At 75.3% G+C, this 24,660-nt stretch carries 26 protein-coding genes; 16 read left to right on the top strand and 10 right to left on the bottom strand.

What is annotated here, in order from left to right; all coding sequences use genetic code 11:
• Positions 1–10 precede the first annotated feature (10 nt).
• On the top strand, positions 11–907 hold the full coding sequence (locus MTO91_RS14740; protein WP_476651541.1) for an EamA family transporter: 897 nt from the start codon (positions 11–13) through the stop codon (positions 905–907).
• Entirely contained in the window at positions 904–1,080 is a 177-nt protein-coding gene (locus tag MTO91_RS14735; protein WP_405416929.1) for a VOC family protein, read from the top strand. Before MTO91_RS14740 ends, MTO91_RS14735 begins: the two co-directional genes overlap by 4 nt.
• Before the next feature lies 1 nt (position 1,081).
• Here MTO91_RS14735 and MTO91_RS14730 read toward each other — a convergent pair whose 3' ends face one another.
• A complete protein-coding gene (locus MTO91_RS14730) occupies positions 1,082–1,615 on the bottom strand; it encodes a hypothetical protein (RefSeq protein ID WP_476651539.1) in 534 nt (177 codons plus the stop codon).
• A 323-nt stretch (positions 1,616–1,938) separates the two neighbouring features.
• On the opposite strand from MTO91_RS14730, the gene MTO91_RS14725 reads away from it, so the two are divergent.
• Entirely contained in the window at positions 1,939–3,516 is a 1,578-nt protein-coding gene (locus MTO91_RS14725) for an HNH endonuclease signature motif containing protein (RefSeq protein ID WP_476651537.1), read from the top strand.
• 7 nt (positions 3,517–3,523) lie between these two features.
• Here MTO91_RS14725 and MTO91_RS14720 read toward each other — a convergent pair whose 3' ends face one another.
• On the bottom strand, positions 3,524–3,922 hold the full coding sequence (locus MTO91_RS14720; RefSeq protein ID WP_208827007.1) for a VOC family protein: 399 nt from the start codon (positions 3,920–3,922) through the stop codon (positions 3,524–3,526).
• A 234-nt stretch (positions 3,923–4,156) separates the two neighbouring features.
• Between MTO91_RS14720 and MTO91_RS14715 the strand changes: the two genes are divergently transcribed.
• Positions 4,157–5,767 carry an ATP-binding cassette domain-containing protein gene (locus tag MTO91_RS14715; RefSeq protein WP_476651536.1) on the top strand — a complete coding sequence of 537 codons (1,611 nt, stop codon included), beginning with the start codon at positions 4,157–4,159 and terminating at the stop codon, positions 5,765–5,767.
• On the opposite strand, the gene MTO91_RS14710 is transcribed toward MTO91_RS14715, so the two are convergent.
• Positions 5,768–6,427, bottom strand: coding sequence for a TetR/AcrR family transcriptional regulator (locus tag MTO91_RS14710; RefSeq protein ID WP_476651534.1), 660 nt, complete (start codon positions 6,425–6,427; stop codon positions 5,768–5,770).
• A gap of 106 nt (positions 6,428–6,533) precedes the next feature.
• Between MTO91_RS14710 and MTO91_RS14705 the strand changes: the two genes are divergently transcribed.
• The 8 genes from MTO91_RS14705 (at position 6,534) to MTO91_RS14670 (ending at position 13,299) form a co-directional block, all read left to right on the top strand.
• Complete coding sequence (locus tag MTO91_RS14705; protein ID WP_208820818.1) at positions 6,534–7,286, top strand: sulfite exporter TauE/SafE family protein; 753 nt, start codon at positions 6,534–6,536, stop codon at positions 7,284–7,286.
• A gap of 39 nt (positions 7,287–7,325) precedes the next feature.
• On the top strand, positions 7,326–7,619 hold the full coding sequence (locus MTO91_RS14700) for a hypothetical protein (protein WP_476651532.1): 294 nt from the start codon (positions 7,326–7,328) through the stop codon (positions 7,617–7,619).
• Positions 7,616–8,692, top strand: coding sequence for an AAA family ATPase (locus MTO91_RS14695; protein ID WP_476651530.1), 1,077 nt, complete (start codon positions 7,616–7,618; stop codon positions 8,690–8,692). Before MTO91_RS14700 ends, MTO91_RS14695 begins: the two co-directional genes overlap by 4 nt.
• A complete protein-coding gene (locus MTO91_RS14690; RefSeq protein WP_226357256.1) occupies positions 8,689–9,603 on the top strand; it encodes a DUF58 domain-containing protein in 915 nt (304 codons plus the stop codon). Before MTO91_RS14695 ends, MTO91_RS14690 begins: the two co-directional genes overlap by 4 nt.
• Positions 9,600–10,589, top strand: coding sequence for a VWA domain-containing protein (locus MTO91_RS14685; protein WP_208820826.1), 990 nt, complete (start codon positions 9,600–9,602; stop codon positions 10,587–10,589). Before MTO91_RS14690 ends, MTO91_RS14685 begins: the two co-directional genes overlap by 4 nt.
• 52 nt (positions 10,590–10,641) lie before the next feature.
• Complete coding sequence (gene fabG, locus MTO91_RS14680) at positions 10,642–11,352, top strand: 3-oxoacyl-ACP reductase FabG (protein WP_208820828.1); 711 nt, start codon at positions 10,642–10,644, stop codon at positions 11,350–11,352.
• A 71-nt stretch (positions 11,353–11,423) separates the two neighbouring features.
• Positions 11,424–12,200 (top strand): enoyl-ACP reductase FabI, encoded by a 777-nt coding sequence (gene fabI / locus MTO91_RS14675; RefSeq protein WP_476654888.1) that lies wholly within the window; start codon positions 11,424–11,426, stop codon positions 12,198–12,200.
• A gap of 52 nt (positions 12,201–12,252) precedes the next feature.
• Positions 12,253–13,299 (top strand): ferrochelatase, encoded by a 1,047-nt coding sequence (locus MTO91_RS14670; RefSeq protein ID WP_476651528.1) that lies wholly within the window; start codon positions 12,253–12,255, stop codon positions 13,297–13,299.
• Here the strand turns inward: MTO91_RS14670 and MTO91_RS14665 are convergent, their stop codons facing one another.
• Complete coding sequence (locus MTO91_RS14665; RefSeq protein ID WP_476651527.1) at positions 13,300–13,938, bottom strand: class I SAM-dependent methyltransferase; 639 nt, start codon at positions 13,936–13,938, stop codon at positions 13,300–13,302.
• A 142-nt stretch (positions 13,939–14,080) separates the two neighbouring features.
• Between MTO91_RS14665 and MTO91_RS14660 the strand changes: the two genes are divergently transcribed.
• Positions 14,081–15,646 carry an alanine/glycine:cation symporter family protein gene (locus MTO91_RS14660; protein ID WP_476651525.1) on the top strand — a complete coding sequence of 522 codons (1,566 nt, stop codon included), beginning with the start codon at positions 14,081–14,083 and terminating at the stop codon, positions 15,644–15,646.
• An 18-nt stretch (positions 15,647–15,664) separates the two neighbouring features.
• Here MTO91_RS14660 and MTO91_RS14655 read toward each other — a convergent pair whose 3' ends face one another.
• The 5 genes from MTO91_RS14655 to MTO91_RS14635 all read right to left on the bottom strand — a co-directional run bounded on the left by MTO91_RS14655 (position 15,665) and on the right by MTO91_RS14635 (position 20,110).
• Complete coding sequence (locus MTO91_RS14655; protein ID WP_476654886.1) at positions 15,665–16,672, bottom strand: MsnO8 family LLM class oxidoreductase; 1,008 nt, start codon at positions 16,670–16,672, stop codon at positions 15,665–15,667.
• Between the two features lie 646 nt (positions 16,673–17,318).
• The gene (gene pip / locus MTO91_RS14650; RefSeq protein WP_476651524.1) at positions 17,319–18,281 is read right to left on the bottom strand and encodes a prolyl aminopeptidase; all 963 of its coding nucleotides are present in this window, start codon (positions 18,279–18,281) and stop codon (positions 17,319–17,321) included.
• A 2-nt stretch (positions 18,282–18,283) separates the two neighbouring features.
• On the bottom strand, positions 18,284–19,303 hold the full coding sequence (locus MTO91_RS14645) for a site-specific integrase (RefSeq protein WP_476651523.1): 1,020 nt from the start codon (positions 19,301–19,303) through the stop codon (positions 18,284–18,286).
• 4 nt (positions 19,304–19,307) lie between these two features.
• Positions 19,308–19,979: a class I SAM-dependent DNA methyltransferase gene (locus MTO91_RS14640; RefSeq protein WP_476651521.1), complete on the bottom strand. Its 672-nt coding sequence runs from the start codon at positions 19,977–19,979 to the stop codon at positions 19,308–19,310.
• Positions 19,980–19,981: 2 nt separating this feature from the next.
• Positions 19,982–20,110, bottom strand: coding sequence for a hypothetical protein (locus MTO91_RS14635; RefSeq protein WP_285898058.1), 129 nt, complete (start codon positions 20,108–20,110; stop codon positions 19,982–19,984).
• A gap of 186 nt (positions 20,111–20,296) precedes the next feature.
• On the opposite strand from MTO91_RS14635, the gene MTO91_RS14630 reads away from it, so the two are divergent.
• From MTO91_RS14630 to MTO91_RS14620, 3 genes are all read left to right on the top strand, one after another.
• Positions 20,297–20,596: a hypothetical protein gene (locus MTO91_RS14630; RefSeq protein ID WP_476651520.1), complete on the top strand. Its 300-nt coding sequence runs from the start codon at positions 20,297–20,299 to the stop codon at positions 20,594–20,596.
• Between the two features lie 789 nt (positions 20,597–21,385).
• Complete coding sequence (locus MTO91_RS14625; RefSeq protein ID WP_405416947.1) at positions 21,386–22,429, top strand: coiled-coil domain-containing protein; 1,044 nt, start codon at positions 21,386–21,388, stop codon at positions 22,427–22,429.
• Positions 22,426–22,944 (top strand): hypothetical protein, encoded by a 519-nt coding sequence (locus MTO91_RS14620; RefSeq protein WP_405416948.1) that lies wholly within the window; start codon positions 22,426–22,428, stop codon positions 22,942–22,944. Before MTO91_RS14625 ends, MTO91_RS14620 begins: the two co-directional genes overlap by 4 nt.
• Positions 22,945–22,946: 2 nt before the next feature.
• Here the strand turns inward: MTO91_RS14620 and MTO91_RS14615 are convergent, their stop codons facing one another.
• Positions 22,947–24,536, bottom strand: coding sequence for an alpha/beta hydrolase (locus MTO91_RS14615; RefSeq protein WP_476651519.1), 1,590 nt, complete (start codon positions 24,534–24,536; stop codon positions 22,947–22,949).
• Positions 24,537–24,660 lie beyond the last annotated feature (124 nt).

Here is a 24,660-nt window from a genome sequence, read left to right as displayed (position 1 = left end):
CGTGGACGCCGTGACCGTTCGTGACCGCCTGCTCGCCGTCGTCGTCGCCGTGTTGTGGGGCGCCAACTTCATCGCCATCCACGTCGGGCTCCAGCACTTCCAGCCGCTGTTCCTGGCCGGGCTGCGGATGCTCGTGCTGGCGGTCCCGACGGTGCTCCTCGTGCCGCGGCCGCGGGTTCCGCTGCGCTGGCTCGTCGGCTACGGGCTCGGGTTCGGCACGGTGCAGTTCCTCTTCCTGTTCCTGGGGATGTACGCCGGGATGCCGACCGGGCTCGCGTCGCTGGTCCTGCAGGCGTCGGGACCGTTCACGCTCGTGCTGGGTGCGCTGCTACTGCGCGAGAGGGTGACGCCGCGGCAGTGGGCCGGGATCGGCGTCGCCGTGCTCGGGCTGGGGTGCATCGCGCTGGCCCGCGCCCAGTCCGCGGCGCTGCTGCCGGTCGTGCTGACCCTGCTCGGCGCGCTCGGCTGGGCGGCCGGGAACCTGTGCAGCCGCCTGGCCCAGCGCGACGGCGAGGCGGTCGACCCGCTGCACCTGACGCTGTGGATGACCGTCGTGCCGCCGGTGCCGCTGCTGGCCGCCTCGGCGGTGGTGGAGGGTCCGGGCGCCTGGGGCGACATCGTCGCGATGGTGACCCCCGACGGCGTCGCCGGGCTGGTCGCGCTCGTGTACCTGTCGCTGGTCGCGACGGTGCTCGCCGCCGGGATCTGGACCGGGCTGATGCGCCGCTACCCGGCCGGGCTCGTCGCGCCGCACTCGCTGCTCGTACCGGTGGTCGGGATGAGCCTGGCGATGGTGCTCCTGGGGGAGCGGCCGTCGGTGACCGAGCTGGTCGCCGGGGCGGTCGTCGTCGGCGGGGTGCTGGTGGCCTCCGCGCCCGCCCGGCGTCGCGTACCGGTGGCGGCATGAGACTGCGCTGCACCGCGCTCGTGGTCGACGACTACGACGCCGCCGCGGAGTACGAGCGGCTCGTGGCGCTCGGGGTGGAGTTCGAGGGACCGCCGCGGGTGGCGGCCCACGGCACGGTCGCGGTGTTCCGCGACGTCGCCGGGAACCGGTGGGACCTGCTCTCCGGGCCGTGAGTCAGGCGCGCCGGCGCCGTCGGCGGTTGCGGCGACGGCGGCTCGGGACGAGGAACGCCGCCGCGGTCCCGACCAGGGCGACGACCCCGAGCGCGACGAGGGCCGTCACGAACGCGCCCGTCGGCTCCGTGGTGGCCGGAGGCTCGGGCGGTGCCGCGGGCGCGGCCGCGACCTTGTGGGTGGCGGTGCAGATGTTGTCCTCGTACGGGCTCGCCGGGTTCAGCGGGTGGAACTCGTAGCGGGTCCCGGTGGCGTACGACCGGTCGACCGAGGTCGCGGTGTCCGGTCGGGGGGTGGGGGAGCCGACGACCTGGACGTCGCGGCCGTCGTCGGTACGGACCTGCGCGACGCGGCCGTCGGCGGAGGTCGAGGCGACGGTGCCGGTGAACGCGTGGGCGGAGCGGGGTGGGTCGGCGATGCACGAGGCCCTGGCCGCCGGGCTCGTCGTCCCGCTCGCCGCGGTCGCCGCACCCGTCGCGCTCGTCGGGGCGAGGAGCGCCAGGGCGGCGAGCAGCGGGACGGCGAGACGGGGCACGGGGTCATCCTCGCGCGTGCGGGGGTCGCGCGCCTCCGCCGTCCAGCCGAGTGGTCGGGTCAGGGACGCCGTCGTCGGAGCGGAGCTCGAGTCGTGGCGGGACGGCCTGGCCGTCGAGGCGCGACCGCTGTGCTCCGGCGGGCGCGTCGGTCGGGGGCTCGGGGAGTGGCCGCGGAGGCGCGAGGCCCAGGCGTGATGAGGTCGGGGAGGTGGCGGCGCGAGCCGGTGCGCGGGGATCGTCCGCTGCCGGGCTGCGGCGGACGGGCGGATGCGAGCGCCGAACGACCTGGAAAGGTCCAGCTAGGAGACCTATAATCGAACATATGATCGATCAGGTGGAGGTGCTGGACGTGCTGAGCCACACCGATCCCGCCGACGACCCGGCCTGGCTCGAACACCGGCGCCGCCGTGAGGCGGTGGAGGAGGCGACCCGGTGCCCGCACGGTCTCGCGATCGACCTGTGCGGCGAGATGTGTGGTCCCGAGCCCCCGCCCGACCCCTCCGGCGGGATCGACGACGTCGCCTGGGAGGCGCTGCGGTGCCTGGTCGCCGGAGCCCCGCCCGACCGGCTCACCGACCTGCAGGTGCTCGACGTCCTGGAGGGCGCCGAGCACTGGGTGCGCCGTGCGAGTGCCCTGCGGATGCGGTCGGTCGCGCTGATCGCGGAGCGCCACCCGGCCGGGAGCGGGGCCGCACCGCCGGGCGCGGACTCGCGTGCGGTGCAGCCCGTCTCCCGGTGGTTGCCGGACCAGGTGGCGATCGTGCTGCGGGTCCCGCGCGACCACGCGCGGTCGCTGATCGGGCAGGCGCAGCGGTTCGCCCAGGTGCTGCCGGAGACCCTGGCCGCGTGGGAGTCGGGGGCGATCGACCAGGGCGCCGCCGAGGCGATCTCGTCGTCGACACTCGTCCTCGACGACGAGCGCGCCCGCCAGGTGCAGGCCGCGGTCCTCCCGGGGGCTCCGGAGGCGCACCGCCGGTTGCTGCGGGACCGGCTGCGCCGCCACATCGCCCGCGTCGACCCGGACGGCGCCCGCGAGCGCCACGAACGGGCCCGGTCGGAGCGGCGGATGTCGCTCTCCCCGGGGGACGACGGCATGGGCTCGCTCTGGCTGGGCGGCACCGCCGCGCAGGTGGAGGCGTCGTGGCAGTGCGTCGACCGGCTCGCGCGCTCCCTGGACGACCCGTGCGACGACCGCACCCTGGACCAGAAGCGCGTCGACCTCGCCCACCAGCTGCTGCAGGGCACGCTGACGCTGACCGACGTCGGCACGGTCCGGGACGCGCTCGGCGCGGACGGGGCGGGCACCGACGAGGACGGCCTGCTCGCAGCGGTCGCGCGGGTGCTCGCCGCGAAGCCGGACCCGGAGGAGGCGGTGGGGCGCCGCCCGCTGATCCAGGTCGTCGTCCCGCTCAGCACGCTGATGGGTGGTGCGGCACCGGCCGAGCTGGTCGGGCACGGCCCGATCCCCGCCGACCTCGCCCGGGCCCTCGCCGCCGGCGGTGTGTGGCAGCGGCTGGTGACCGACCCGCTGTCGGGCACGGTGCTCGACGTCGGACGCACCCGCTACCGGCCGCCGGTCGCGATGGCCGACCACGTCCGGGCGCGGGACTGCACCTGTCGCGGCCCCGCGTGCAGCCGACGGGTCCGCGACCTCGACCACCACCGCCCCTGGGCGGGCGGGGACGGGCGGACCAGCGCGGAGAACCTGTTCGGGCTGTGCCGGGCCGACCACGCGCTGAAGGACGCGCCGGGCTGGCAGGTGCTCGCCGGGACCGACGGCAGCCTGACCTGGGTGGCACCGTGCGGCCGCCGGGCGACGACGCGGCCGTTCGACCACCGGGTCTTCACCGATCCGCTGCCGGACGCGGCCGACCACGACACCGCCGAGGCGCCCTTCTGAGCGCTGCTCAGGCCGCCGGGGCGGCGAGCTGCCAGGACACGCCGAAGCGGTCCTCGACCCAGGCGAAGGGGCCGAAGCCGTAGTCGTCGAGCGGCATGAACTCCCGCCCACCGGTCGCGAGGGCCGCCAGCAGCCGCTCCTGCTCGTCGCCGGACTCGCAGTCCACCCACAGCGAGACGGCGGGGGAGAAGTCCCACTGGTGCACCGGCGGGCTGTCGCTGCACCGCAGGCGCTGCCCGGCGACGACGAACTCGGCGAGGACCACCGCCGTCGGGTCGTCGGGGCGGTGGGTGACCGAGACGATCTCGCCGTCGTCGAACAGGGAGGTCCAGAACTCCATCGCCTCGCTCGCGCTCGGGCCACGCGGCGGCTGGAAGGTCAGGAACGGCAGGGCGCGGGCGGGCATCGGTCCTCCGGTGGGACGGGGCGGGTGGGGCGTGTCCGAAACCGGACGACACGGACACCTGCCGGTGGGTAGGCTCGACACCATGGCACGAGGCATCTGGTCGCAGAAGGTCCGCACCGCCCGCTGACGGCGGCGCCCTTCACCCCTTCCGAACCGCGTCCGCCGTCCCGGTCCCCGCCGGGCGGCGCATCCCGTGCTGCCCGGCTCCGATCTCGGATGCCGCGGAGCCCTCTCGTGCACACCACCCCCGAACCGTCCTCACCCCTGCCCGCCCTCGACGCCGGCGCGGCCGCCCACGTGCGTGCCGAGGACGTCGTCGTCACCCGCGGGTCGCACCGCGTCCTCACCGGCGTGACGCTGACCGTCTCCGCCCGCTCGCGGCTCGCCGTCGTCGGGGAGAACGGGCGCGGCAAGTCCACGCTCCTGCACGTCCTCGCGGGCCTGCTCGCGCCGGACGCCGGGGTCGTGCACCGCGCCGGCACCGTCGCGCTGGCCCGCCAGGAGGTGCCCGCCCGCGACGGCGAGACCGTCGGCACCCTGACCGCGGAGTCGCTCGCCGGCTCGCGGACGGCGCTGCGCGAGCTCGACGCGGCGACCGCGGCGCTCACCGACGGCGCGCCCGGCGCCGACGACCGGTTCGCCGCGGCCCTGGACACCGCGACCCGGCTCGACGCCTGGGACGCCGAACGCCGCGTCGACGTCGCCCTCGGTGCGCTCGGCGCCTGCACCGACCGCACCCGGCCACTGGAGACGCTGTCGGTGGGACAGCGCCACCGCGTGCGGCTGGCGTGCCTGCTCGGTGCCCGCCACGACGTCCTGCTCCTCGACGAGCCCACCAACCACCTCGACGCGGCCGGGCTCGACTTCCTGACCCGCACCCTGCGCGCCCACCCGGGCGGGCTCGCCGTGGTCAGCCACGACCGGGCCCTGCTGCGCGACGTCGCCGACGAGTTCTGCGACCTCGATCCGACCCGCGACGGCGCGCCCCGGCTCACCGCGGGCGGCTACGACGGCTGGCGGACCGCGCGGGACCGGGCCCGCGCCGCCTGGGAGGCCGAGCACGCCGAACAGCAGGCCGAGCACCGTCGCCTCGCCGACGCCGTCGCCACCGCGCGGGACCGGCTCTCGACCGGCTGGCGTCCGGACAAGGGGACCGGCAAGCACGCCCGCCAGTCCCGGGCCCCGGGGGTGGTGCAGGCGCTGCACCGGCGCCGGGCCGAGCTCGACGCGCACCGGATCGACGTCCCGGTACCGCCGTCGTCGCTGCGCCGTCCCGACCTCGACGTGCGCCCCGGCGCGCCCCAGCTGCGCGCGCACGGGGTCGGCGTGCGGGGACGGCTCGCCCGTCCGGTCGACCTGGTCCTCGACGCGGGCGACCGGCTGCTCGTGACCGGCCCGAACGGGGCCGGGAAGTCGACGCTGCTCGCCGTGCTGGCCGGGGCGCTCGCTCCGGACGCCGGGTCGGTGCGCACCGCGAGCGGCGCCCGGGTCGTCCGGCTGGGGCAGGAGACCGCGGTGCTCGACCCGCGGCGGCCCGCGCGTGCCGTGCTGGAGCACGTCGGTGGTGGCGCCCACGGCCTGCTCGACGCGGCGGCGTTGCGGACCCCGGTGGGTCGGCTGTCGGAGGGCCGGCGCCGCAGGCTCGACCTGGCCCGCGCCCTGGCGGAGCGCCCGACGACGCTGCTGCTCGACGAGCCGACCAACCACCTGTCCGCGCGGCTCGTGGACGAGCTCACCGCGATGGTCAGGGACACCTCGGCGGCCGTCGTCGTCGCCACCCACGACCGGCAGCTGCTGCGCGACCTGGCCGACTGGCCGCGGCTGGAGCTCGACCCGGCCGGGTGATCAGGGCCGGAGCCCGGACTCGACGGCGTCGAGGGTGCGGCGCAGCCCGGAGTCGAACAGCGGCTCACCGCCGCCGGGCCCGCGCACGACGGCGCCGCCGAGCAGCCGGGACAGCACCGGCAGGCGCTCCGCCCGGCCGGAGCGGCGGACGTCGTCGAGGGTGGGCAGGCGGTCCCCGGCCAGGGCCGCCGCGCCCCGGACGTAGCCGTGCAGCAGGTGCAGCACCTCGACGCCCGCGTGCAGCGGGTGCCCCGCCCCGACGACGTGCGCCAGCAGGGCCTCCGACCACGCGCACTCGGCGGGGCCGGTGGCGCGGGGACCGGCGAGCAGCCCGACGGTCCACGGGTGCTCGTCGAGCACGTCGCGCAGGGCGGCCGCCCAGATCTCGCAGCCCAGCCGCAGCCCGCAGCCTGACAGGTCCGGCGGCTCGCCCAGTGCGAGGTCCAGGACGAGGTCGACCAGCGCGTCCTTGCCGGGCACGTGCCGGTACAGCGACATCGGCGCGGACCCCAGCTCGCGGGCCAGTCGCGGCATCGACACCGCGCTCAGGCCGTCGGCGTCGGCGAGGTGCAGCGCCGTGGCGACGATCGACCCGCGGTCCAGCGTCCGGCGCACCGGGGCCGGGGGAGCGGCCCATCGGGGGTCGTCGACGGCGGTCACGCGTCGATCATGCCACGCACGCCGTAGGGAGCCCTACGCACGCTGCGTAAGCCCTACGCGTGCCGCACCGGGAGGAGTGCCGGTGTCCGGTTCGTAGGGTGTCCCGATGGAGTTGTGGGAGGTCGGGGTCATCGCGCTGGCCGGGCTCTGGGCGGGGTTGATCAACACCGTCGTCGGGTCGGGGACGCTGGTGACCTTCCCGGTGCTCGTGGCGTTGGGCTTCCCCCCGGTGACGGCGACGACGTCGAACGCCATCGGGCTGATCACCGGCTCGATCACCGGCGCCGTCGGCTACCGCAAGGAGTGGGCCGGGCACGGTCGCCGCCTGGCGAAGTACGGCGTCGCGTCGTTCCTGGGGGCCGTGGTCGGTGCGGCACTGCTGCTGTCGCTGCCGCCGGACGCGTTCGAGACGATCGTGCCGGTCCTGGTCGGCACCTCGGTGCTGCTGGTCGCCGTGCAGCCCCTGCTGGCCCGCCGGCTGCGCGACCGCCCGCGTCCGGACCGGACCGGCTCGCCGGTGCTCTACGTGCTGGTCTTCCTGGTGGGCGTCTACGGCGGCTACTTCACCGCCGCCCAGGGGATCATGCTGGTGGGGGTGATGGGGCTGCTCGTCGCGGACCCGCTCCAGCGGCTCAACGCCTTCAAGAACACCCTCGCCTCGGTCGTGAACATCGTCGCCGGGGCGATCTACGCCGTCGTCGCGCCGGTCGACTGGACGGTCGTCGGCATCATCGCGGTCAGCTCGATCGTCGGCGGGCTGCTCGGTGCGAAGGTCGGCCGCAGGCTGCCGCCCGCGGTGCTGCGGACCGTGATCGTCGTGATCGGGGTCGCGGCGATCGTGTTCCTGCTGGTGGAGTGAGCGCCCGGAACTGTCGGGGGTGTCTGCTCTCCTGGGGTCGTGGACGACGACCGCGCCGCCGAGCTGGCCGTGGCCCTCGCCGCGCTGGCCGGTCGTGAGATCGGTCCGGCCGAGGCGCGGGCCGTCGTCGCGCACGCACACGACCTGACCCCGGCCCGGGCGAACACGGTCTGGACCCGGCACCGGGCGGCGCCGCGGACCGTGTCGCTGCGCGACTACCTGGCGATGACGATCCGGTTCACCGCGCAGGACCCCACCGCGGGCGGGCCCGACCGCCCGGAGTCGCACGCCTCACCGGATCCACACGGCCGACACGGTGGGATGGGACCGTGAGCACGACTGCCTCGACCGGTCCGGACCCGATCACCCCCGCCCGCGACGCCGAGCGGCTCGAGCGTGCGGTGCTCGAGGTGAAGCGGGTGATCGTCGGCCAGGACCGCCTCGTCGAGCGGATGCTGGTGGGGCTCCTCGCGAAGGGGCACCTGCTGCTGGAGGGCGTCCCCGGCGTCGCGAAGACCCTCGCCGTGGAGACGTTCGCGACGGTCGTGGGCGGCAGCTTCTCCCGGCTGCAGTTCACCCCCGACCTGGTGCCCGCCGACATCCTCGGCACCCGCATCTACCGGCAGGGCCGCGAGGAGTTCGACGTCGAGCTCGGTCCGGTCGTCGCGAACTTCGTGCTCGCCGACGAGATCAACCGCGCGCCGGCCAAGGTGCAGTCGGCGATGCTCGAGGTGATGGCCGAGCGCAAGCTCTCCCTCGCCGGCCGCGACCACCCGATGCCCGACCCGTTCCTCGTGCTCGCCACCCAGAACCCGATCGAGAACGAGGGCGTCTACCCGCTGCCCGAGGCGCAGCGCGACCGCTTCCTGTTCAAGCTGATCATCGAGTACCCGGGCGTCGAGGAGGAGCGGGAGATCATCTACCGGATGGGGTCCACCCCGCCGGTGCCCTCCCAGGTCCTCACCCCCGAGGAGCTGGTCCGGCTGCAGCGCACCGCGGCGGACGTGTTCGTGCACCACGCCCTGGTCGACTACGTCGTGCGGCTGGTCGTCGCGACCCGGCTGCCGTCCGAGCACGGTCTGTCCGACGTCGCGTCCTGGATCGCCTACGGCGCCTCGCCGCGTGCGTCGCTCGGCATCGTGTCCGCCGCCCGCGCGCTGGCTCTGGTCCGCGGCCGGGACTACGTCCTCCCGCAGGACGTGCTGGAGGTCGCCCCGGACGTGCTGCGCCACCGCCTGGTGCTGTCCTACGACGCGATCGCCGACCAGGTGCCGGTCGACCACATCGTCACCCGGGTCCTGCAGACCGTGCCGTTGCCGCAGGTCAGCGCCCGGCCCGGGGGAGGGCCCGAGAGCGCGTCGACGGCGTGGCCGCCCGCACCGGGTGCCGGCCAGGGCCCGGCGTGACGGCGGGGTCCGCCGACCTCGTCCGGCTCGAGGCCTCCCTGCGGACCCTGGAGCTCACCGTCCGGCGCCGGCTGGACGGGCTGCTCCAGGGCAACCACATCGGCCTGCTGCCCGGGCCCGGCACCGAGCCGGGTGACGCGCGGCCCTACCAGCCCGGCGACGACGTCCGCCGGATGGACTGGTCGGTCACCGCCCGCACCACCGCACCGCACGTGCGCGAGACCGTCGCCGACCGCGAGCTGGAGACCTGGGCGGTGGTCGACCTGTCGCGCAGCATCGACTACGGCACCGCCCGCACCGACAAGCGGCACCTGGCGCTGGCCGGGCTCACCGCGGTCGCCCAGCTGACGACCGGCGGCGGGAACCGGCTCGGCGCCGTCGTCGCGAACGGGGAGTCGACGCTGCGGCTGCCCGCCCGCGGCGGCCTGGCGCACGCCCGCGGCCTGGTCCGCCGGGTCGCGACGATGCCGCCGGCACCCGAGGGCACCCGGGGCGACCTGTCCGGTGCGCTCGACGAGCTGCGCCGCCCGCCGCGCCGGCGCGGGCTGGTCGTCGTGGTGTCGGACTTCCTCGGCGAGCCCACCTGGGAGCGGTCCCTGCGGGCGCTGTCGGCCCGCCACGAGCTGCTCGCGATCGAGGTCGTCGACCCGCGGGAGCTGGAGCTGCCCGACGTCGGGACCGTCGTGCTCGCCGACCCCGAGACCGGGCGCCAGCGCGAGGTCGACACCACGCCGCTGCTGCGCCGCGAGTTCGCGGCCGCCGCCTCCGAGCACCGCGACCGGGTGGCCACCGCGCTGCGCCGCTGCGGGGCCGGGCACCTGACCCTGCGCACCGACACCGACTGGGTGGCCGACATCGTGCGGTTCGCCGTCGCCCGCAAGCACGCCGCTGCTCCGCGGAGGCTCGCGTGACGTTCACCGCCCCCTGGTGGCTGCTCGGGTTGCTCGTCGTCGCCGCGCTCGCGGCGGCCTACGTGTGGCTGCTGCGGCGGCGCCGTCGCGACGTCGTGCGGTTCACCAACCTGGAGCTGCTGGAGTCGGTCGCCCCGAAGCGGCCGGGCCGGTGGCGGCACCTCCCGGCGATCGCGCTGATCGCGGCGCTGGCGGTGCTCACCGTGGCGCTCGCCGGGCCGCAGGCCATGGCGAAGGTGCCGCGCAACCGGGCCACGGTGATGCTGGTGATCGACGTGTCGCTGTCGATGAAGGCCACCGACGTCGCCCCGACCCGGCTCGCCGCCGCGCAGGCCGCGGCCAAGCAGTTCGCCGACCAGCTGACCCCCGGCGTCAACCTGGGGCTGGTGTCCTTCGCCGGGACGGCGGCGGTGCTCGTCTCGCCCACGACCGACCGCAGCGCGGTCAAGAACGGCGTCGACAACCTGCAGCTCGCCGAGTCCACCGCGACCGGTGAGGCGATCTTCACGGCGATGCAGTCGATCGACACCTTCTCCCGCTCGCTGCAGGGCGGCCCGGACGCGGCGGGCGTGCCGCCACCGGCGCGGATCGTGCTGCTCTCCGACGGCACCCAGACCGTCCCGGGACCGGACGGGGAGAACGAGCCGCGCGGCTCGTTCACCGCGGCCGCCGAGGCGAAGAACCGCGGCGTCCCGGTGTCCACGATCTCCTTCGGCACCAGCTACGGCACGATCGAGCTCGACGGCGGGCGTACCCCCGTCGCCGTCGACGACGCCTCCATGGAGCGCATCGCGCAGCTCTCGGGCGGCCGGTTCTTCACCGCCGCCACCGAGTCCGAGCTGCGCGCGGTCTACTCCGACCTGTCCGAGGAGCTCGGCTACGAGGAACGCGAGGTCGACGCGAGCAGGCCCTGGATGATCGGCGGGTTCGTGCTCCTGATCGGCGGGCTCGGCGCGGGCATCCTGCTCGGCAGGCGACTGCCGTGAGGGTGATCTCCGCTCGCGGGTACCGGCCGGTAGTGCGTTAGGTTCACCCCCCGTGGGACGTAGCGTGCTCGTGACCGGAGGAAACCGCGGCATCGGCCTGGCGATCGCACAGGCGTTCGCGGCGGAGGGCGACCAGGTGGCGGTGACCTACCGCTCCGGGAAGGACGACATCCCCGACGGGCTGTTGCCGGTGCACTGCGACGTCACCGACGCCGAGTCCGTCGACGCCGCGTTCACCGAGGTCGAGGCCGCACACGGCCCGGTCGAGGTGCTGGTGTCCAACGCCGGCATCACCGACGACGGCCTGCTCATGCGGATGGCCGAGGAGTCCTTCACCAAGGTCGTCGACGCCAACCTCACCGCGGCCTACCGGGTCGCGAAGCGGGCCTCGCGCGGGATGCTGAAGGCCAAGAAGGGCCGGATGATCTTCGTATCGTCGGTCGTGGGCCTCTCCGGCTCGGCCGGGCAGGTCAACTACGCCGCCTCGAAGTCCGGGCTCGTCGGCCTGGCCCGCTCGGTCGCCCGCGAGCTGGGCAGCCGCGGCATCACCGCGAACGTGGTCGCCCCCGGGTTCGTCGACACCGACATGACCCGTGCGCTGCCCGAGAAGCGGCGCGAGGAGATCCTGGGGACCATCCCGCTCTCGCGCTACGCCGACACCGGCGAGATCGCCTCGGTCGTCGCCTTCCTCGCCTCGCCCGGCGCCGGTTACGTCACCGGAGCGGTCGTCCCGGTCGACGGCGGCCTGGGCATGGGGCACTGAGCGAGGTCCGCGGAGCGGACATCGGCACCGTGCCCACCGGCCCGGGCATGCAGAACTCTCGAAAGGACGTCATGGGACTGCTCGACGGCAAGCGGCTGCTGATCACCGGTGTGATCACCGACGCCTCGCTGGCCTTCCACTCCGCCAAGATCGCCCAGGAGCAGGGCGCCGAGGTCGTGCTCACCGGTTTCGGCCGGATGCGGCTGGTCGAGCGGATCGCGATGCGGCTGCCGAAGCCCGCACCGGTCGTCGAGCTGGACGTGTCGGACCAGGAGCAGCTGGACTCGCTCGTCGAGCGGATCACCCCGCACCTGGGCGACGAGCCGCGCCTCGACGGCGTGCTGCACTCCATCGGGTTCGCCCCGCCCGGCGCGCTCGGCGAGGGCGCGTTCCTCAACGCGCAGTGGGAGGACGTCGCCACCACGATCCAGGTGTCGGCGTACTCGTTCAAGTCCCTGGCGATGGCGTGCAAGCCGCTGCTCGGCCCGGGCAGCTCGATCGTCGGCATGGACTTCGACAACCGGCAGGCGTGGCCCGCCTACGACTGGATGGGCGTCGCGAAGTCCGCGCTGGAGTCGGTCACCCGATACCTGGCCCGCGACCTGGGCCGCGACGGCATCCGGGTCAACCTGGTCGCCGCCGGCCCGGTGAAGACGATGGCCGCCAAGTCGATCCCGGGCTTCTCCGCGTTCGAGGACGTGTGGGACAAGCGCGCCCCGCTCGGCTGGGACATGAACGACCCGGTGCCGGTCGCCAAGACCGTGTGCGCCGCGCTGTCGGACTGGATGCCGACCACCACCGGTTCGATGATCATGGCCGACGGCGGGGTGCACGCCGTCGGCGTGTGAGCCGGTACCGGCCCGCGCGCGTCGGCGCTGGCCGGGGTCGATAATCGGGGTCGTGCCCGAACAGTTCGACGCGATTCTGCTGCTCAGCTTCGGCGGCCCCGAGGCCCCCGACGAGGTTCGCCCGTTCCTGGAGAACGTGACCCGGGGGCGCGGGGTCCCACCGGAGCGCCTCGATGCCGTCGAGGAGCACTACCAGCACTTCGGCGGGGTCTCGCCGATCAACGCCCGCAACCGCGAGCTGGTCGCGGCGATCGCCGCGCGCACCGAGCTGCCGGTGTACTTCGGCAACCGCAACTGGGGACCCTTCGCCGAGGACACCGTGCGCGAGATGGCCGAGGACGGCGTCGCGCGGGCGCTGGTGTTCGCGACCAGCGCCTACGGCGGCTACTCCGCCTGCCGCCAGTACCACGAGGACATCTCCCGGGCCCGGGACGCGGTCGGCGACGCGGCCCCCGAGCTGGTCAAGCTGCGCCACTTCTACGACCACCCGGACTTCGTGCGCGCCAACGCCGACGCCGTGCGGACCGCGTGGGCACAGCTGCCCGAGGGCCGTCGCGAGGCGGCACGGCTGGTGTTCACCGCGCACTCCATCCCGACCTCGGCCGACGCGGCCGCCGGGACCCCGGCCGACGGCGGGCACCGCTACTCCCGCCAGGTCGCCGAGGCCGCGGCGCTGGTCGCCGCCGAGGTGGGCGTCGACGAGTTCGACGTCGTCTGGCAGTCCCGCTCCGGTCCACCGCAGGTGCCGTGGCTGGAGCCCGACATCGTCGACCACATCGACGACCTGCACGCCAAGGGTGTGCCCGCGGTCGTCGTCGCGCCGGTCGGGTTCGTGTCCGACCACGTCGAGGTCGTGTGGGACCTCGACAACGAGGCGGCCGAGCGTGCCGCCGAGCACGGCATGGGCTTCGCCCGCGCCGCCACCGCCGGACCCGACCCACGCTTCGCCGACATGGTGGTCGAGCTCGTGCGGGAGCACTCCGACGGCGTACCCGCCCGGCGGCTGGGCACCGGCCCGTCCGCCGGGTGCACCCGCAACGGGGCGCCCTGCGCGGTCGACTGCTGCGTGCCGCAGCGGCGGCCCGCCCGGCCGAGCTGATCAGCGCCGACGCACCCGGGCCAGATGGGCGGGGACCTCGACCCTGGTCCCGGCCGGCTCGCCGTAGGACCCGGCCAGGCCGGCGGTCACGATCCCCCGGTAGGACGCCGGTCCGACGGTCTCCACCGTCCAGTCCGGTCCGGTGAACGCGGCCCGGATGTCGGCCGCGTCGATCACCGGGCCGAACTCGGCGGCGGCGCCGGTCCGGGCCAGGGCGAGCACGTGCACCACACCGCCGGGACGCACGACCCCGGCCAGCGCGCGGGCGTAGCGGGCCTGGTCACCGGGGCCGAACAGGTGGAACAGGGCACTGTCCACCACCGTGTCGAACGGGCCGAGGCCGTCCGGGGCGAGCGCGTCGGCGACGACGAACCGGGCGTCCACGCCCGCGGCCGCGGCCCGCTCCCGGGCCCGCCGGACCGCGGTCGGGGCCGCGTCGGCGCCGAGCACGTCGTACCCGAGCCCGGCGAGCAGGATCGTGTGCTCGCCGGTGCCGCAACCCGGGTCGAGGACGGTGCCGGTGACCGCCCCCGAGCCGACGAGTGCGACGACCGCCGGCTGCGGCTCGTCGATCACCCAGGGCGGGTCGCCGTCGCGGTAGGCCTGGTCGAACCGGGAGACGGGCGGGGTCAGCTCCATCGGATGCTCCTCTCGGGGGACGTCCCGGGAGCATCCGACCTCCACCTCGGTCGAGGTCAAGGTCCCGGCCGATATCGACGATCCGGTAACCGTTCGTCCGTATTCTTGTGGTTCGTGTCCACATGGGGTGAAGTTCCGCCCCATGACCTCCGTACCGACCACGGCACCGCCGCAACCCGGCGTGCTCGAGAGCATCGAGCTGTCCATCAACTCGGTGTTCGACCCGATCTCGACCGGGCTGTCGAACATCGTCTTCTACGAGGTGACCGTCCTCGGAGCGGACTTCCCGCTGATCGTGGGCTGGCTGATCCTGGCCGGGGTGCTGTTCACCCTCTACTTCGGGTTCGTCCAGTTCCGCAGCATCGGGCTCGCCCTGCGGATCGTCCGTGGCCGCTACACCCGGCGCGACGAGCCGGGGGAGATCACCCACTTCCAGGCCCTGGCCTCCGCGTTGTCGGGCACCGTCGGTCTGGGCAACATCGCCGGCGTCGGTGTGGCGGTCACGATCGGTGGTCCCGGCGCGACGTTCTGGATGATCGTCGCCGGGCTGCTCAGCATGGCGACCAAGTTCGTCGAGTGCACCCTCGGCGTGAAGTACCGCGAAGTGCACCCCGACGGCACGGTGTCCGGCGGTCCGATGCACTACCTGCGGATCGGTGTCGCCGAGCGGATCCCCAACGCGTTCGGCCGCGGCCTGGGCAAGGTCCTGGCCGCCGGTGCGGCGGTGATGATCCTCTTCTTCGGCGTCGCCGGCGGGAACATGTTCCAGGCCAACCAGACCTTCGCCCAGCTCCGCAACGTCACCGGGGGCGAGACCGGTCTGCTCGGCAGCGGCGGCGCCGCGTTCGTCTTCGGTCTGCTGCTGGCCGCGCTCGTCGGTGCGGTCGTGTTCGGTGGCATCAAGTCCGTCGGTGCGGTCACCGGTCGTCTCGTCCCGGCGATGGCGATCGTCTACGTGACCGCCTGCCTCGTCGTGATCGCCGTGAACATCGCGCAGGTCCCCACGGCGGTCGGGCTCATCCTCTCGGGAGCGTTCTCCGCCGAGGGCGTGGTGGGCGGTGCGCTCGGCGCCATGATCGTCGGTTTCCAGCGGGCGGCCTTCTCGAACGAGGCGGGCCTGGGCTCCTCGCCGATCGCGCACTCGGCGGTGCGGACGAGGAACCCGGCCACCGAGGGGTACGTGGCCCTGATCGAGCCGTTCGTCGACACCGTGGTCATCTGCACGATGACCGCGCTGACCATCGTGATCGCCGGTACGCCCTTCTGGAAGCAGGCCCAGGCGACCGCCTTCGCCAGCGGCGGCTCCGACGTGGCCGACGGCGTGCTCATCACCTCCGACGCGTTCGCCACGGTGCTGCCGTGGTTCCCCTACGTGCTCGCGGTCGCGGTGTTCCTGTTCGCCGTCTCCACGATCATCACGTGGGGCTACTACGGGCAGAAGGCCTGGACCTACCTGTTCGGCAAGAACGTGGTGTCCGAGCGCGTCTACCAGACGGTCTTCTGCTTCTTCGTGGTCGTCGGCTCGGTGCTGACCCTGGGCAGCGTCCTCGACTTCGCCGACGCGGTGCTCTTCCTGCTCGCCTTCTTCAACATCCTGGGCCTGTACGTGCTGGCCCCGGTGGTCAAGAAGGAGGTCCGGGCGTTCCGCGCGAAGCTCGCCTCCGGCGAGGTCACCGAGGTGGAACCGTCCGAGCGGGCGATGCTCTGACCCGTCGCGTGGGCCCGGTCAGATCCGGGCCCACGCCCGGGCGAGCAGCTCGTAGGACCGCAGACGGTCGTCGAGGGTCGGGGCGACGGTCTCGACGACGAGCTCGTCGGCCTCCGCGGCCTCGACGATCGCGGCGAGCCGGCTCGCCACCGCGTCCGCCCGGCCGACGACGCGGGTCCGCAGGCGGTCGTCCAGCGCGACCTGCTCGTCCGGGTCCAGCGGAGGGAGACCGGCCCGCTCGTCGGCGGTGGGGTAGTGGTGCGCGCCGGCGTCGAGGGCGAGCCCGCGCAGCCAGACGTCGTAGCCGGAGCCCAGTGCGGCGGCCTCGTCCTCGGTGTCCGCGGCCAGCGCCGACACCGCGATCGCGACGTGCGGGCGGTCCCGGTAGGGGCCCGGTACGAACCGCTCGCGGTACAGGTCGACCGCCTCGAGCACGGTGGTCGGCCGGGAGAAGTAGGCGACGCCCATCGGCAGCCCGTTGCGCGCGGCGTACTCGGCGCTCTCGCCCGCGCCCGCTGCATGCACCCAGACCTGCGGGGTCACGGCGTCGAGCAGGTCGACCGGCGTGCCCTGCAGTCCCGGCTCCTTGCCTGCGAGCAGGCGCAGGAGCTGGTCGCAGCGCCCGCTGAAGGTGCCCAGGCCGCGTTCGAGCAGCCGGGCCTCGACGTGCGGGCGGTCGTGGTCGAACCCGACGGTGCGCGGCGTGCGGGCGGCGACCGACCGGCCCAGCCCGAGGTCGGTGCGGCCACCGGACAGGGCGGACAGCAGCGTCGCGTCCTCGGCCAGGCGCAGCGGTGGGTGGTAGGCGACCAGGGTGGCGGCGACGCCCAGCCGGATGCGCTCGGTCCGGGCCGCGAGGTGCGAGAGCAGCACCATCGGGCTGGTCGACCCGAGCAGCGGGTTGAGGTGGTGCTCGCCGACCCAGTAGCGCAGCATGCCGAGCGACTCGGCCTGGCGTGCGAGCACGATCGCGTCGGAGACGACGTCGGTGGCGGTTCCGCCGGGCCGGACCGGGTTCAGGTCCAGGCACGACAGCGGGATCGTGGACAGGGTGCACTCCTGCGACAGGCGGGGTGCACGGAGTCGGCACCGGGGCTCGTCCGAATCTAGAGCCGCCGCGGGCAGGGGGTCAACGCGCCGGGAGCCGGAGCGCCGGGACTCACGTTGTCAAGGAATCATTGACGCCTACGCGCGGTCAACCGAGCGGCGACACCCGCCGGCCGCGGAGACGGGGGAGGGGAGGCCGGCCCGCGCTGTCGGCCGGAACGACCGTGGCCGGGCCGGTCGTGCCGGCGGTACCCCGGCCGGCGCGGATCATCAGGCGGTCCGGTGCGAGGCCGGGGGTCGGTCCGGCCTCGGCTCCCCGGCCCGGCCGGTCGTCGACGCCCCGTGCCCGTGCGTCGACAGGACACGTGGGCGGGCCGCCGGGGTGGACGGGTTCTCGCGCCGATCGCGTCCAGGGCGGGGGCGCGGTCCGGGCGGCCGTGCGGACGAGGGGCCGCCGGCGACTCCTACGCCGTAGCCCTTCTCTGTCAATGAAGCATTGACGCCGGCGAATCGTCGACGAAACGACGACAACCGAACCGCCAGGACCGGGAGGGGCCGGTGCCGGCCGGGGAGATCCGGTGGCCGGGGCCGGCGACCGGTGTGCGGTGCGGGTGCGGATCCCGGGTCAGCGGGGTCGGTCGGTGGCCCGGTCGAGCGCGTCGACGACGGCGTCGGTGAACGCCCCGGCGCCGCCGTGCCCGGCGTCGTCGATGATCCGCAGCTCGCTGCCCGGCCAGCGCCGGTGCAGGTCCCAGGCGATGTCCGGAGGGCCGGAGACGTCGTACCGGCCGTGGACCAGGGTCCCGGGGATCCCGGCGAGCCGGGTCACGCCGCGGAGCAGGGCGTCGTGGGGGAGGAACGCGGCGTGCCGCCAGTAGTGCGTGACCAGCCGGGCGAGGACGAGCCGGAACGCCGGGTCCTCGTAGCGTCGGCTCGGCCGGTGGCCCGGTGCGAGGGAGACGTGGGTGTCCTCCCAGCGGCACCACTCGCGGGCGGCGTCCTCACGGACGGCCGGGTCGGGGTCGGCGAGCAGGGTCGCGTAGGCGTCCACGAGGCGGATGTCACGCAGGTGGGCGGGCACGGCGCCGGCGAAGCGGTCCCACACGGCGGGGAAGATCCGGCGCATGTCCTCGGTGATCCAGCGGACCTCCCGCTCGGCCGTCGTGGTGACCGCGGCGAGGACGAGCGCGTCGACGCGCCGCGGGTGGGCCTGGGCGTAGGCGAGGGCGGGGGTGCTGCCCCAGGAGCCGCCCCGCACGACCCAGGAGGGGACGGCCAGCAGCTCGCGGAGCCGCTCGATGTCGTCGACGAGCAGCTGTGTGGTCTGGGTGCGCCCCAGGTCGACGGCGGGGTCGGAGGCGAGCGGCCTGCTGCGGCCGCAGCCGCGCTGGTCGAGCAGCACGATCCGGTACCGCTCGGGGTCGTAGTACCGGCGGGCCCCGGCCGAGGCGCCCGAACCGGGGCCGCCGTGCAGGTCCAGCGCGGGCCGCCCGTCGGGGTTGCCGCAGGTCTCCCAGTGGAGGGTCTGGCCGTCGTCGGTGGTGAGGGTGCCGGCGTCGTAGGGCTCGATCGGCGGGTGAAGGGGCACGGCTACAGACCTGCCAGCAGGGCGGCGGAGTTGTCCTCCCAGGCGTTGTCGATGCGGATGTAGGCGCCGACGGTGGCCAGGGAGCGGTGCCGGGTCTGGTGGGCGATGGCCCGGTCGGAGGCGCCGCGCTGGTGGGCGTAGGTGACGTGGCCCGCGCGCAGGGAGTGCGCCGACCAGGGGCCGGGGCCGATGTCGGCACGGGCCACCGCGCGCTGGACGATCTCGTTGACCGACTCCGGGTGCAGCGGCCGGTCGGTCACCCGGTTGCCGCGGGTGACCTTGCGCAGCACCGGGCCCTCGGTGATCCCGGCTGCGTCGAGCCAGGTCCGCAGCGCGGTGACCGGGCAGCGCGCGGCCCGGTGCGCGTGCGGGAGGACGACGAGCTCGGGCTCGGTGCCGTACGGGTTGGTCTTGGACCGGGGGATCGACAGGACGCGGCCGCGCGGGTGGTCGGCGACGTCGGCGACGGTGAGCGCGGCCAGCTCGGAGCGGCGCAGCGCGGAGAAGAACCCGACCAGCAGCAGGGCCCGGTCGCGCAGGCCGGCGAGGTCGTCCTCACCCGGGCGGGTCGCGTAGCTGCGGGTGGTGGGACAGGCGTCGACGACGTCGTCGAGGTCGGGGGGCATCAGCGGCCGGGCCTGGACCGGCGGGGCACCGTGGGTGCGGCGGATGCCTTCCCAGACGGCGGTGACGCGGCGGGCGTCGGTGGGATCGGGCAGGTCGCGCATGACGTGCACGAACCGGATCGAGGACAGCCGGCGGCTGATGGTCCCGACCTTCGCCCCGGCCCCGGCGAGCTCGGTGATGTAGCCGGACAGCGCCTCGGGGGCGGCGGGCAGCGCCTCGTGCCCGTGCCGGGTGCACCAGCCGCTGAACTCCCGCCAGTCCGAGGCGTAGCCGCGACGGGTGTTGGCCGACCGGGCGGCCGCGACGTAGGCGGCCTCCTGCTCGGTCAGTGGGAGGTCCACCTGCGGCGCGAGCAGCTCGGCGCCGGGGACGCCGGTGGGGGCGGGGTCGGTCACGGGGTCATCCTGCCGGTCCCGGTGCCCGCGCCACGATCACCACGCCCGGGCCGGTCCGTTCGTCGGGGTGCAGGAGGAGCTCGGCCTCGGGGTGCAGCCCGGCCCGCCCGAGGAGGTCGCGCAGCTGCTCGGGCCGCCACAGGTGGGTGGTCCAGCGGACGGGCACCCCGCCGTAGCACTCGGTGCGTTCGAGCTCGCCGTCGCCGACGTGGGTCGCCAGGATCAGCCGCCCACCGGGGACGAGGGCGCGGGTGAAGGAGGCCAGGACGTACGGCAGGACGTCGCGGGGCAGGTGGAACAGCGACCACCAGCCCAGGACCCCGGCGAGCGAGGCGTCGGGGACCGCGAGCTCGGTGGCCGAGCCGACCGAGAACCGGCAGTGCGGATACAGCCGCCGGGCGTGGGCGACCATGGCGGGGGAGAGGTCCATCCCGGACGCGTCGACACCGCGCTCCACGAGGTGGGCGGTGACCTGCCCCGGCCCGCAGCCGACGTCGAGGACCGGCCCGCGGCCCACGACGGCATCGGCGAAGGTGTCCATGGCGGCCCGGAGCCAGGGGTGGGTGCGGACGTCACCGAGGCCGGTGGTGACGACCATGTCGACGTAGTTGTCGGCGACGCGGTCGTAGGAGTCGCGGACGGCGTCGAGGTCGGCGGGGCGCGGGACCGGGGGCACGGTCAGTGCACGACCGCGGCGACGAGGAGCAGTGCGGCGGCCAACGCCGCCGTCAGCACCCGGCCCTGCCGGGTCTGCGGGCGCAGTCCCCACCCGACCCGCTTCGGCCCGAACCACGGTGACCTGCCCATCGCCGCTCCTCCCGCCCGCTTCCCGGCCAGGCTATCGCCGGTGATCGGGGCCCGGGGCCGCGCGGCCACGCTCGACCGTTCACGGCGGCGGCGTGGCGGGGCGACCTGGGAGGGCTCCCGACACCGATGGCCCGAGGATCCGCAGCACTGCCGCAGGACCCGGTGGGATGGCGGCAGCCGACACCGATGTCCAGCAATGAGGAGGATCTCGTGGTGAACAGAAGGCAGTCCATCCGTCGGACGGCGACCCTCGCCGTCGCATCCGTGGCGAGCGTCGGCGCGCTCGGCTTCGCCGGTGCCGGCGTTGCTCAGGCCGGCGAGCACATCACGTCCGCGGGCACGTTCCAGAGCAGATCGGCATGCGAGTCGGCGATCGCTTCCTTCACTGCGACCCCGGTCGGGGGGAAGTACGTCTGCGCCTCGAACGGCAACCCGGCGTCGCAGGCCGAGCCGACGTACACCGCCTACTACCACTACTGGGACTGATCGACGCAATCCCGCCTGCGACGCGGTGCCGGGGTCACGTTCCCCAGAGGGATCGTGTCCCCGGGTCGTCGCGTGGACAACCGCACGGGCCGGAGCGTGTTCGACGTGAAGGTCGATCGGGTCGCGCCCGGACGGCGTCTCCGGGCGCTGCCTGCCCCCGCCCCCCGGCAGGCGCTGGAGGCGCCGGCCCGTCAGCAGGTCCCGCGGTGGACGACACGACCCCGCTCGCGGTCGGGGCGGTCACGGCGCCGGTCGAGCGGGTCGGGCGGTGCCGGGTCGTGGCGCACCGCCGGGGTGGCGGCATCGCCGTCGCGGCCGCGGCGGCCACGCTCGTGCTCGTCGGGCCGCACGGCCTGCCCGACGACGGGGGACCGGGCGGGGTCCCTTGTGTCCGGGGACTTCCTCGACCGGCCCCCGTCGTATCGGCAGCTCCGGGCCCGGGTGGCCGCCCTTCGTCGGGGGAGCGGCCGGGCCCGTCGAGCGCCTGGACCTGCCCGCCGCCGGCCGGGCGGGAACAGCCACATGCCGACGACGGACACCAACAGCGACGTGGTCGCGACGATGATCGCGGAGTGGCCCGGCGCCTCCGTGCCGGCCCGACCGCACACCGCCCCGGCGGTCCCGCTCCACCACGGTTTCCCGCGGGCTCCCGCGCCCCGGCGACGGTCGGTACACCCGTGGTCCTGACAACCCGGGATTCCTTGCATTATCCCGTGTTGTAGGAGTTCAGACGAACAAACCTGAAACCACGTATCTGTTCGTATAACTGGAACCGCTAGCATGGTCGGCGTGACGGACACGGTGGTGCGGTGCGGATACAGCCGGTGCCGGGCGGAGCTGCCCCCGCCCGGGCCGCAGGGCGGCCGTCCGCGGTCGTTCTGCCGGGACACCCGGTGGGAGCAGGGGCGGACGTGCGCGCAGATGGCCCGCGCCGAGCGGGAGGCCCTCGGTGCTCTCGGCCTCGACACCGGGACCGGGGCGTTCGCGCTCGACGCGGACCGGCTCCGCGAGCACGTCGGCGCGCTCGCCGGGCCGGTGGCCGAGCTGTCCGGGGCGCTGGCCGCTGTGCTGGACCGGCTCGACGAGATCGAGCGCGACGCCCTGGCCGCCACCGAGGCAGCCCGCGCGGGCGCCGCCGAGTCCGACGCCGCCCGTCGGCAGGCCGACACCGCCCGGGAGACGGCCGAGCACCGGGCCCGTGAGGCGGACCGGGCCGCGACCGAGGCCCGGCAGGAGCGGGCTGAGGCGGTGACCCGGGCAGAGGAGGCCGCCGCCACCGCCCTCGCGGCGACCGAGGCCCTCGGTGCGGCGCGGCAGCAGGCCGCCGACGCCGTCGCCGCCCGGGACGCCGCCGTCGCCGACGCCCGCGAGGCCCGGGACACCGCCGCGACCGCCATCCGGGACCGGGAGGCAGCGGTGCTCGCCGCCCGGACCGCCGAGCACGAGCGCGATGCCGCCCTCGCCCGCGCCGACGCCGCCACCCGCGACCGGGACCGCCTGGACGCCGACCTGACGGCGCTGCGGGCCGACCACGCCGCGGTCGTCGCCGACCGGGCGGGTCTGGTCGAGACCGTCGTCGAGCAGCGCAGCCGGCTCGCCGCGCAGCGCGACCTGCTGACCGAGGCCCGCGCCGTCGCCGACGGGCTGCGCGCGCAGCACGAGAGCGCCCGCACGGCGGCCGAGGAGCTGACCCGCCGGCTCGACGACACCCGCCGGGAGCGGGACGGGCTCGCCGCGGAACGGGACCGGCTGCGTGCCGCGGCACCGGAGCCGGGCCCGGCCCGGATGCACCCCGACGACCTCGCGGCCCTCGCGGCCGCGGTGCGGGGGTGAGGTCCGGCGGCCGGGCCGGCCGGACTCCCGCCCCGGTCGTGGTGACGGTGCTGCGGGAGCGGCTCTACGGCACGCTGTCCTGCCTGTCGACCCTGCTGGTGCTGCTCGGCCACGGCGGTGAGGGCTCCTCGGCCGGGTCCGCGATCGTCGACGTCGTGGTGGCCGCGGGCGCCCTGTGGGCGGCGAGCCTGCTCTCCGACGTCGTCGCGCACCTCGCCGTGCACGGGCACGGGCCCCGAGGCCACGAGCTCGTCGCCGCGCTGCGCAGCTCGGGGCAGATCCTCCAGGCCTCCGCCGCGCCGGTCGTGCTGCTCGCCGCCGCCGCGGCCGGGCTGCTGGAGCCGACCACCGCGCTGCAGCTATCGACCGGGGTGACGGTGCTGGTGCTGGCCCTGTTCGCCGTGCTGGCGGCCCGACGGACCCCGCTGTCGTGGTGGCGACGGGTGCTGCTGGTCGTCGCGCTCGTCGGACTCGGCGCACTCGTCATCGTGGTCAAGCTGCTCGCGCACGGCTGACCTCAGCCGCCCGGGACCGCCCCGGGACGGGTGGTGGCCCGCGGCGGTGTGCACACGGTGCCCGCCGCCGGCAGCGTGGTGTCGAGCAGCGTGGCCTCCACCGCGGCGTCGACGCAGGGGTCGGTGCCGTACGAGCCGTGCCCGACACCCTCGCGGGTCAGCAGGACCGCCCGGTCCAGGGTGTCGGCCGTCCGCTCCGCCCAGGTGTGGGGCGTGACCGGGTCGAGCCGGCCGCCGACCACCAACGCCGGCGGGGCGCCCGCGCCGGTCAGCGGCGCGGTGACCCGGTCGGTGTTCGGCGCGGGCCACACCGCGCAGGCCAGCGCGCTGTAGGCGGCGCGGGTGCCGATCCGCGGTGCGTGCTCGACCGCCCGCTCGGCGGCCGCGGTGTGCGCGGCGACGTCGGCCGGGGTGGTCCAGTCCGCGCAGCGCACCGCGGTGTGCTGCTCCTGCGTTGCGGTCGGGACACCGAACGGCGAGACCGTCAGGGTGCGGTACAGCAGGTGGGCGAGGGTGCCGTCGCCCTGCTGCGCGGTCGTCAGCGCCGTCGTCAGCACCGGCCAGAGGGTGCGGTCACCCGCCGCGCCGCGGGCGGTCTCCAGCAGCATCGCGCCGTCGACGACGCCGGCCGGGGCGAGACCCTCCACCGCCCGGGCCGGGGCGGGACGGCGTTCCAGACCGGCGACGAGCGCGTCGAACGCGGCGGCCGGGTCGCCGTCGCCGAACGGGCAGACCGCGGCACCTTCCGTGCGGCAGGTGTCGAACCAGGCGTCGAGGGTCCGCTCGCTCGCGACGGCGACCTCGTCGAGGAACTCCAGGGGGTCCCCGGTCCACAGCGTGGTGTCGACGGGCGCGTCGAGGACCATCTGCCGGACCCGGTCCGGGAACAGGGTGGCGTACATCGGGCCGACGACGGTGCCGTAGGAGATGCCGTAGTAGGTGATCGTCTCCTCGCCGAGCGCGGTGCGGAGCCGGTCCAGGTCGCGGGCGACGTTGTCGGTGGACAGGCTCGCCAGGAACGCCGGGGTCCGGTGCGCCGCGCAGCCCTCGGCCAGCGCCCTCGCCTCGGCGAGCAGGGTCGGCAGCGGGGCGCCGCCGGGGACGGCGGGGTCGGCGGCGGTGCTCGCGGCGGCCGTGGCGCGCTCGGCGTCGGTGCGGCAGCGCACCGCCGACGAGGCGCCGACGCCGCGCGGGTCCATCGCGACGACGTCGAAGCGCGCCAGCACCTCCGGCCCGAACGTGCCCGGCGACCCCGGGGTGGCGGGCATCGCGCGCAGCGTGTCGGTCGCGGCGACCCCGGGGCCGCCCGGGTTGAAGAACAGGGTGCCGATCCGGCGCTGGGGATCGGTGGCACGGTGCCGCATCACCGCGAGGGAGACCCGGGGGCCGTCGGCGTCGGTGTACTCCTGGGGGACCTCGAGGGTGCCGCACTCCAGGCCGGGGCCGCACGCGCTCCAGGTGACCGGGTCGGGTGGCGGGACCGCGCGCGCGGACGGCACGGCGGGTGCGGCGGCGGCACAGCCGGTCGGGGTCAGGGCGACCACGGCCGCGAGGACGGCGAGCGGCCGGAGGAGTCGGTGCAGGGCGTGCATGCGGTGGAGTCTGGGGAGGCCGTCCGGCCGTCCGGATCCGTCCGGGGGAGAGTTCTGCCCGGCCGGGGTCCGTCCGAAGGATGAGCGCGTCCGGGTCGTGGGACGGAGGCGTCCGCGCCGGTAC

The sequence above is a fragment of the Pseudonocardia sp. 2-7 genome (genome assembly GCF_056341085.1).
Note: the sequence above shows the minus strand (reverse complement) of the source record. Positions and strands in the feature narration are given on the sequence as shown.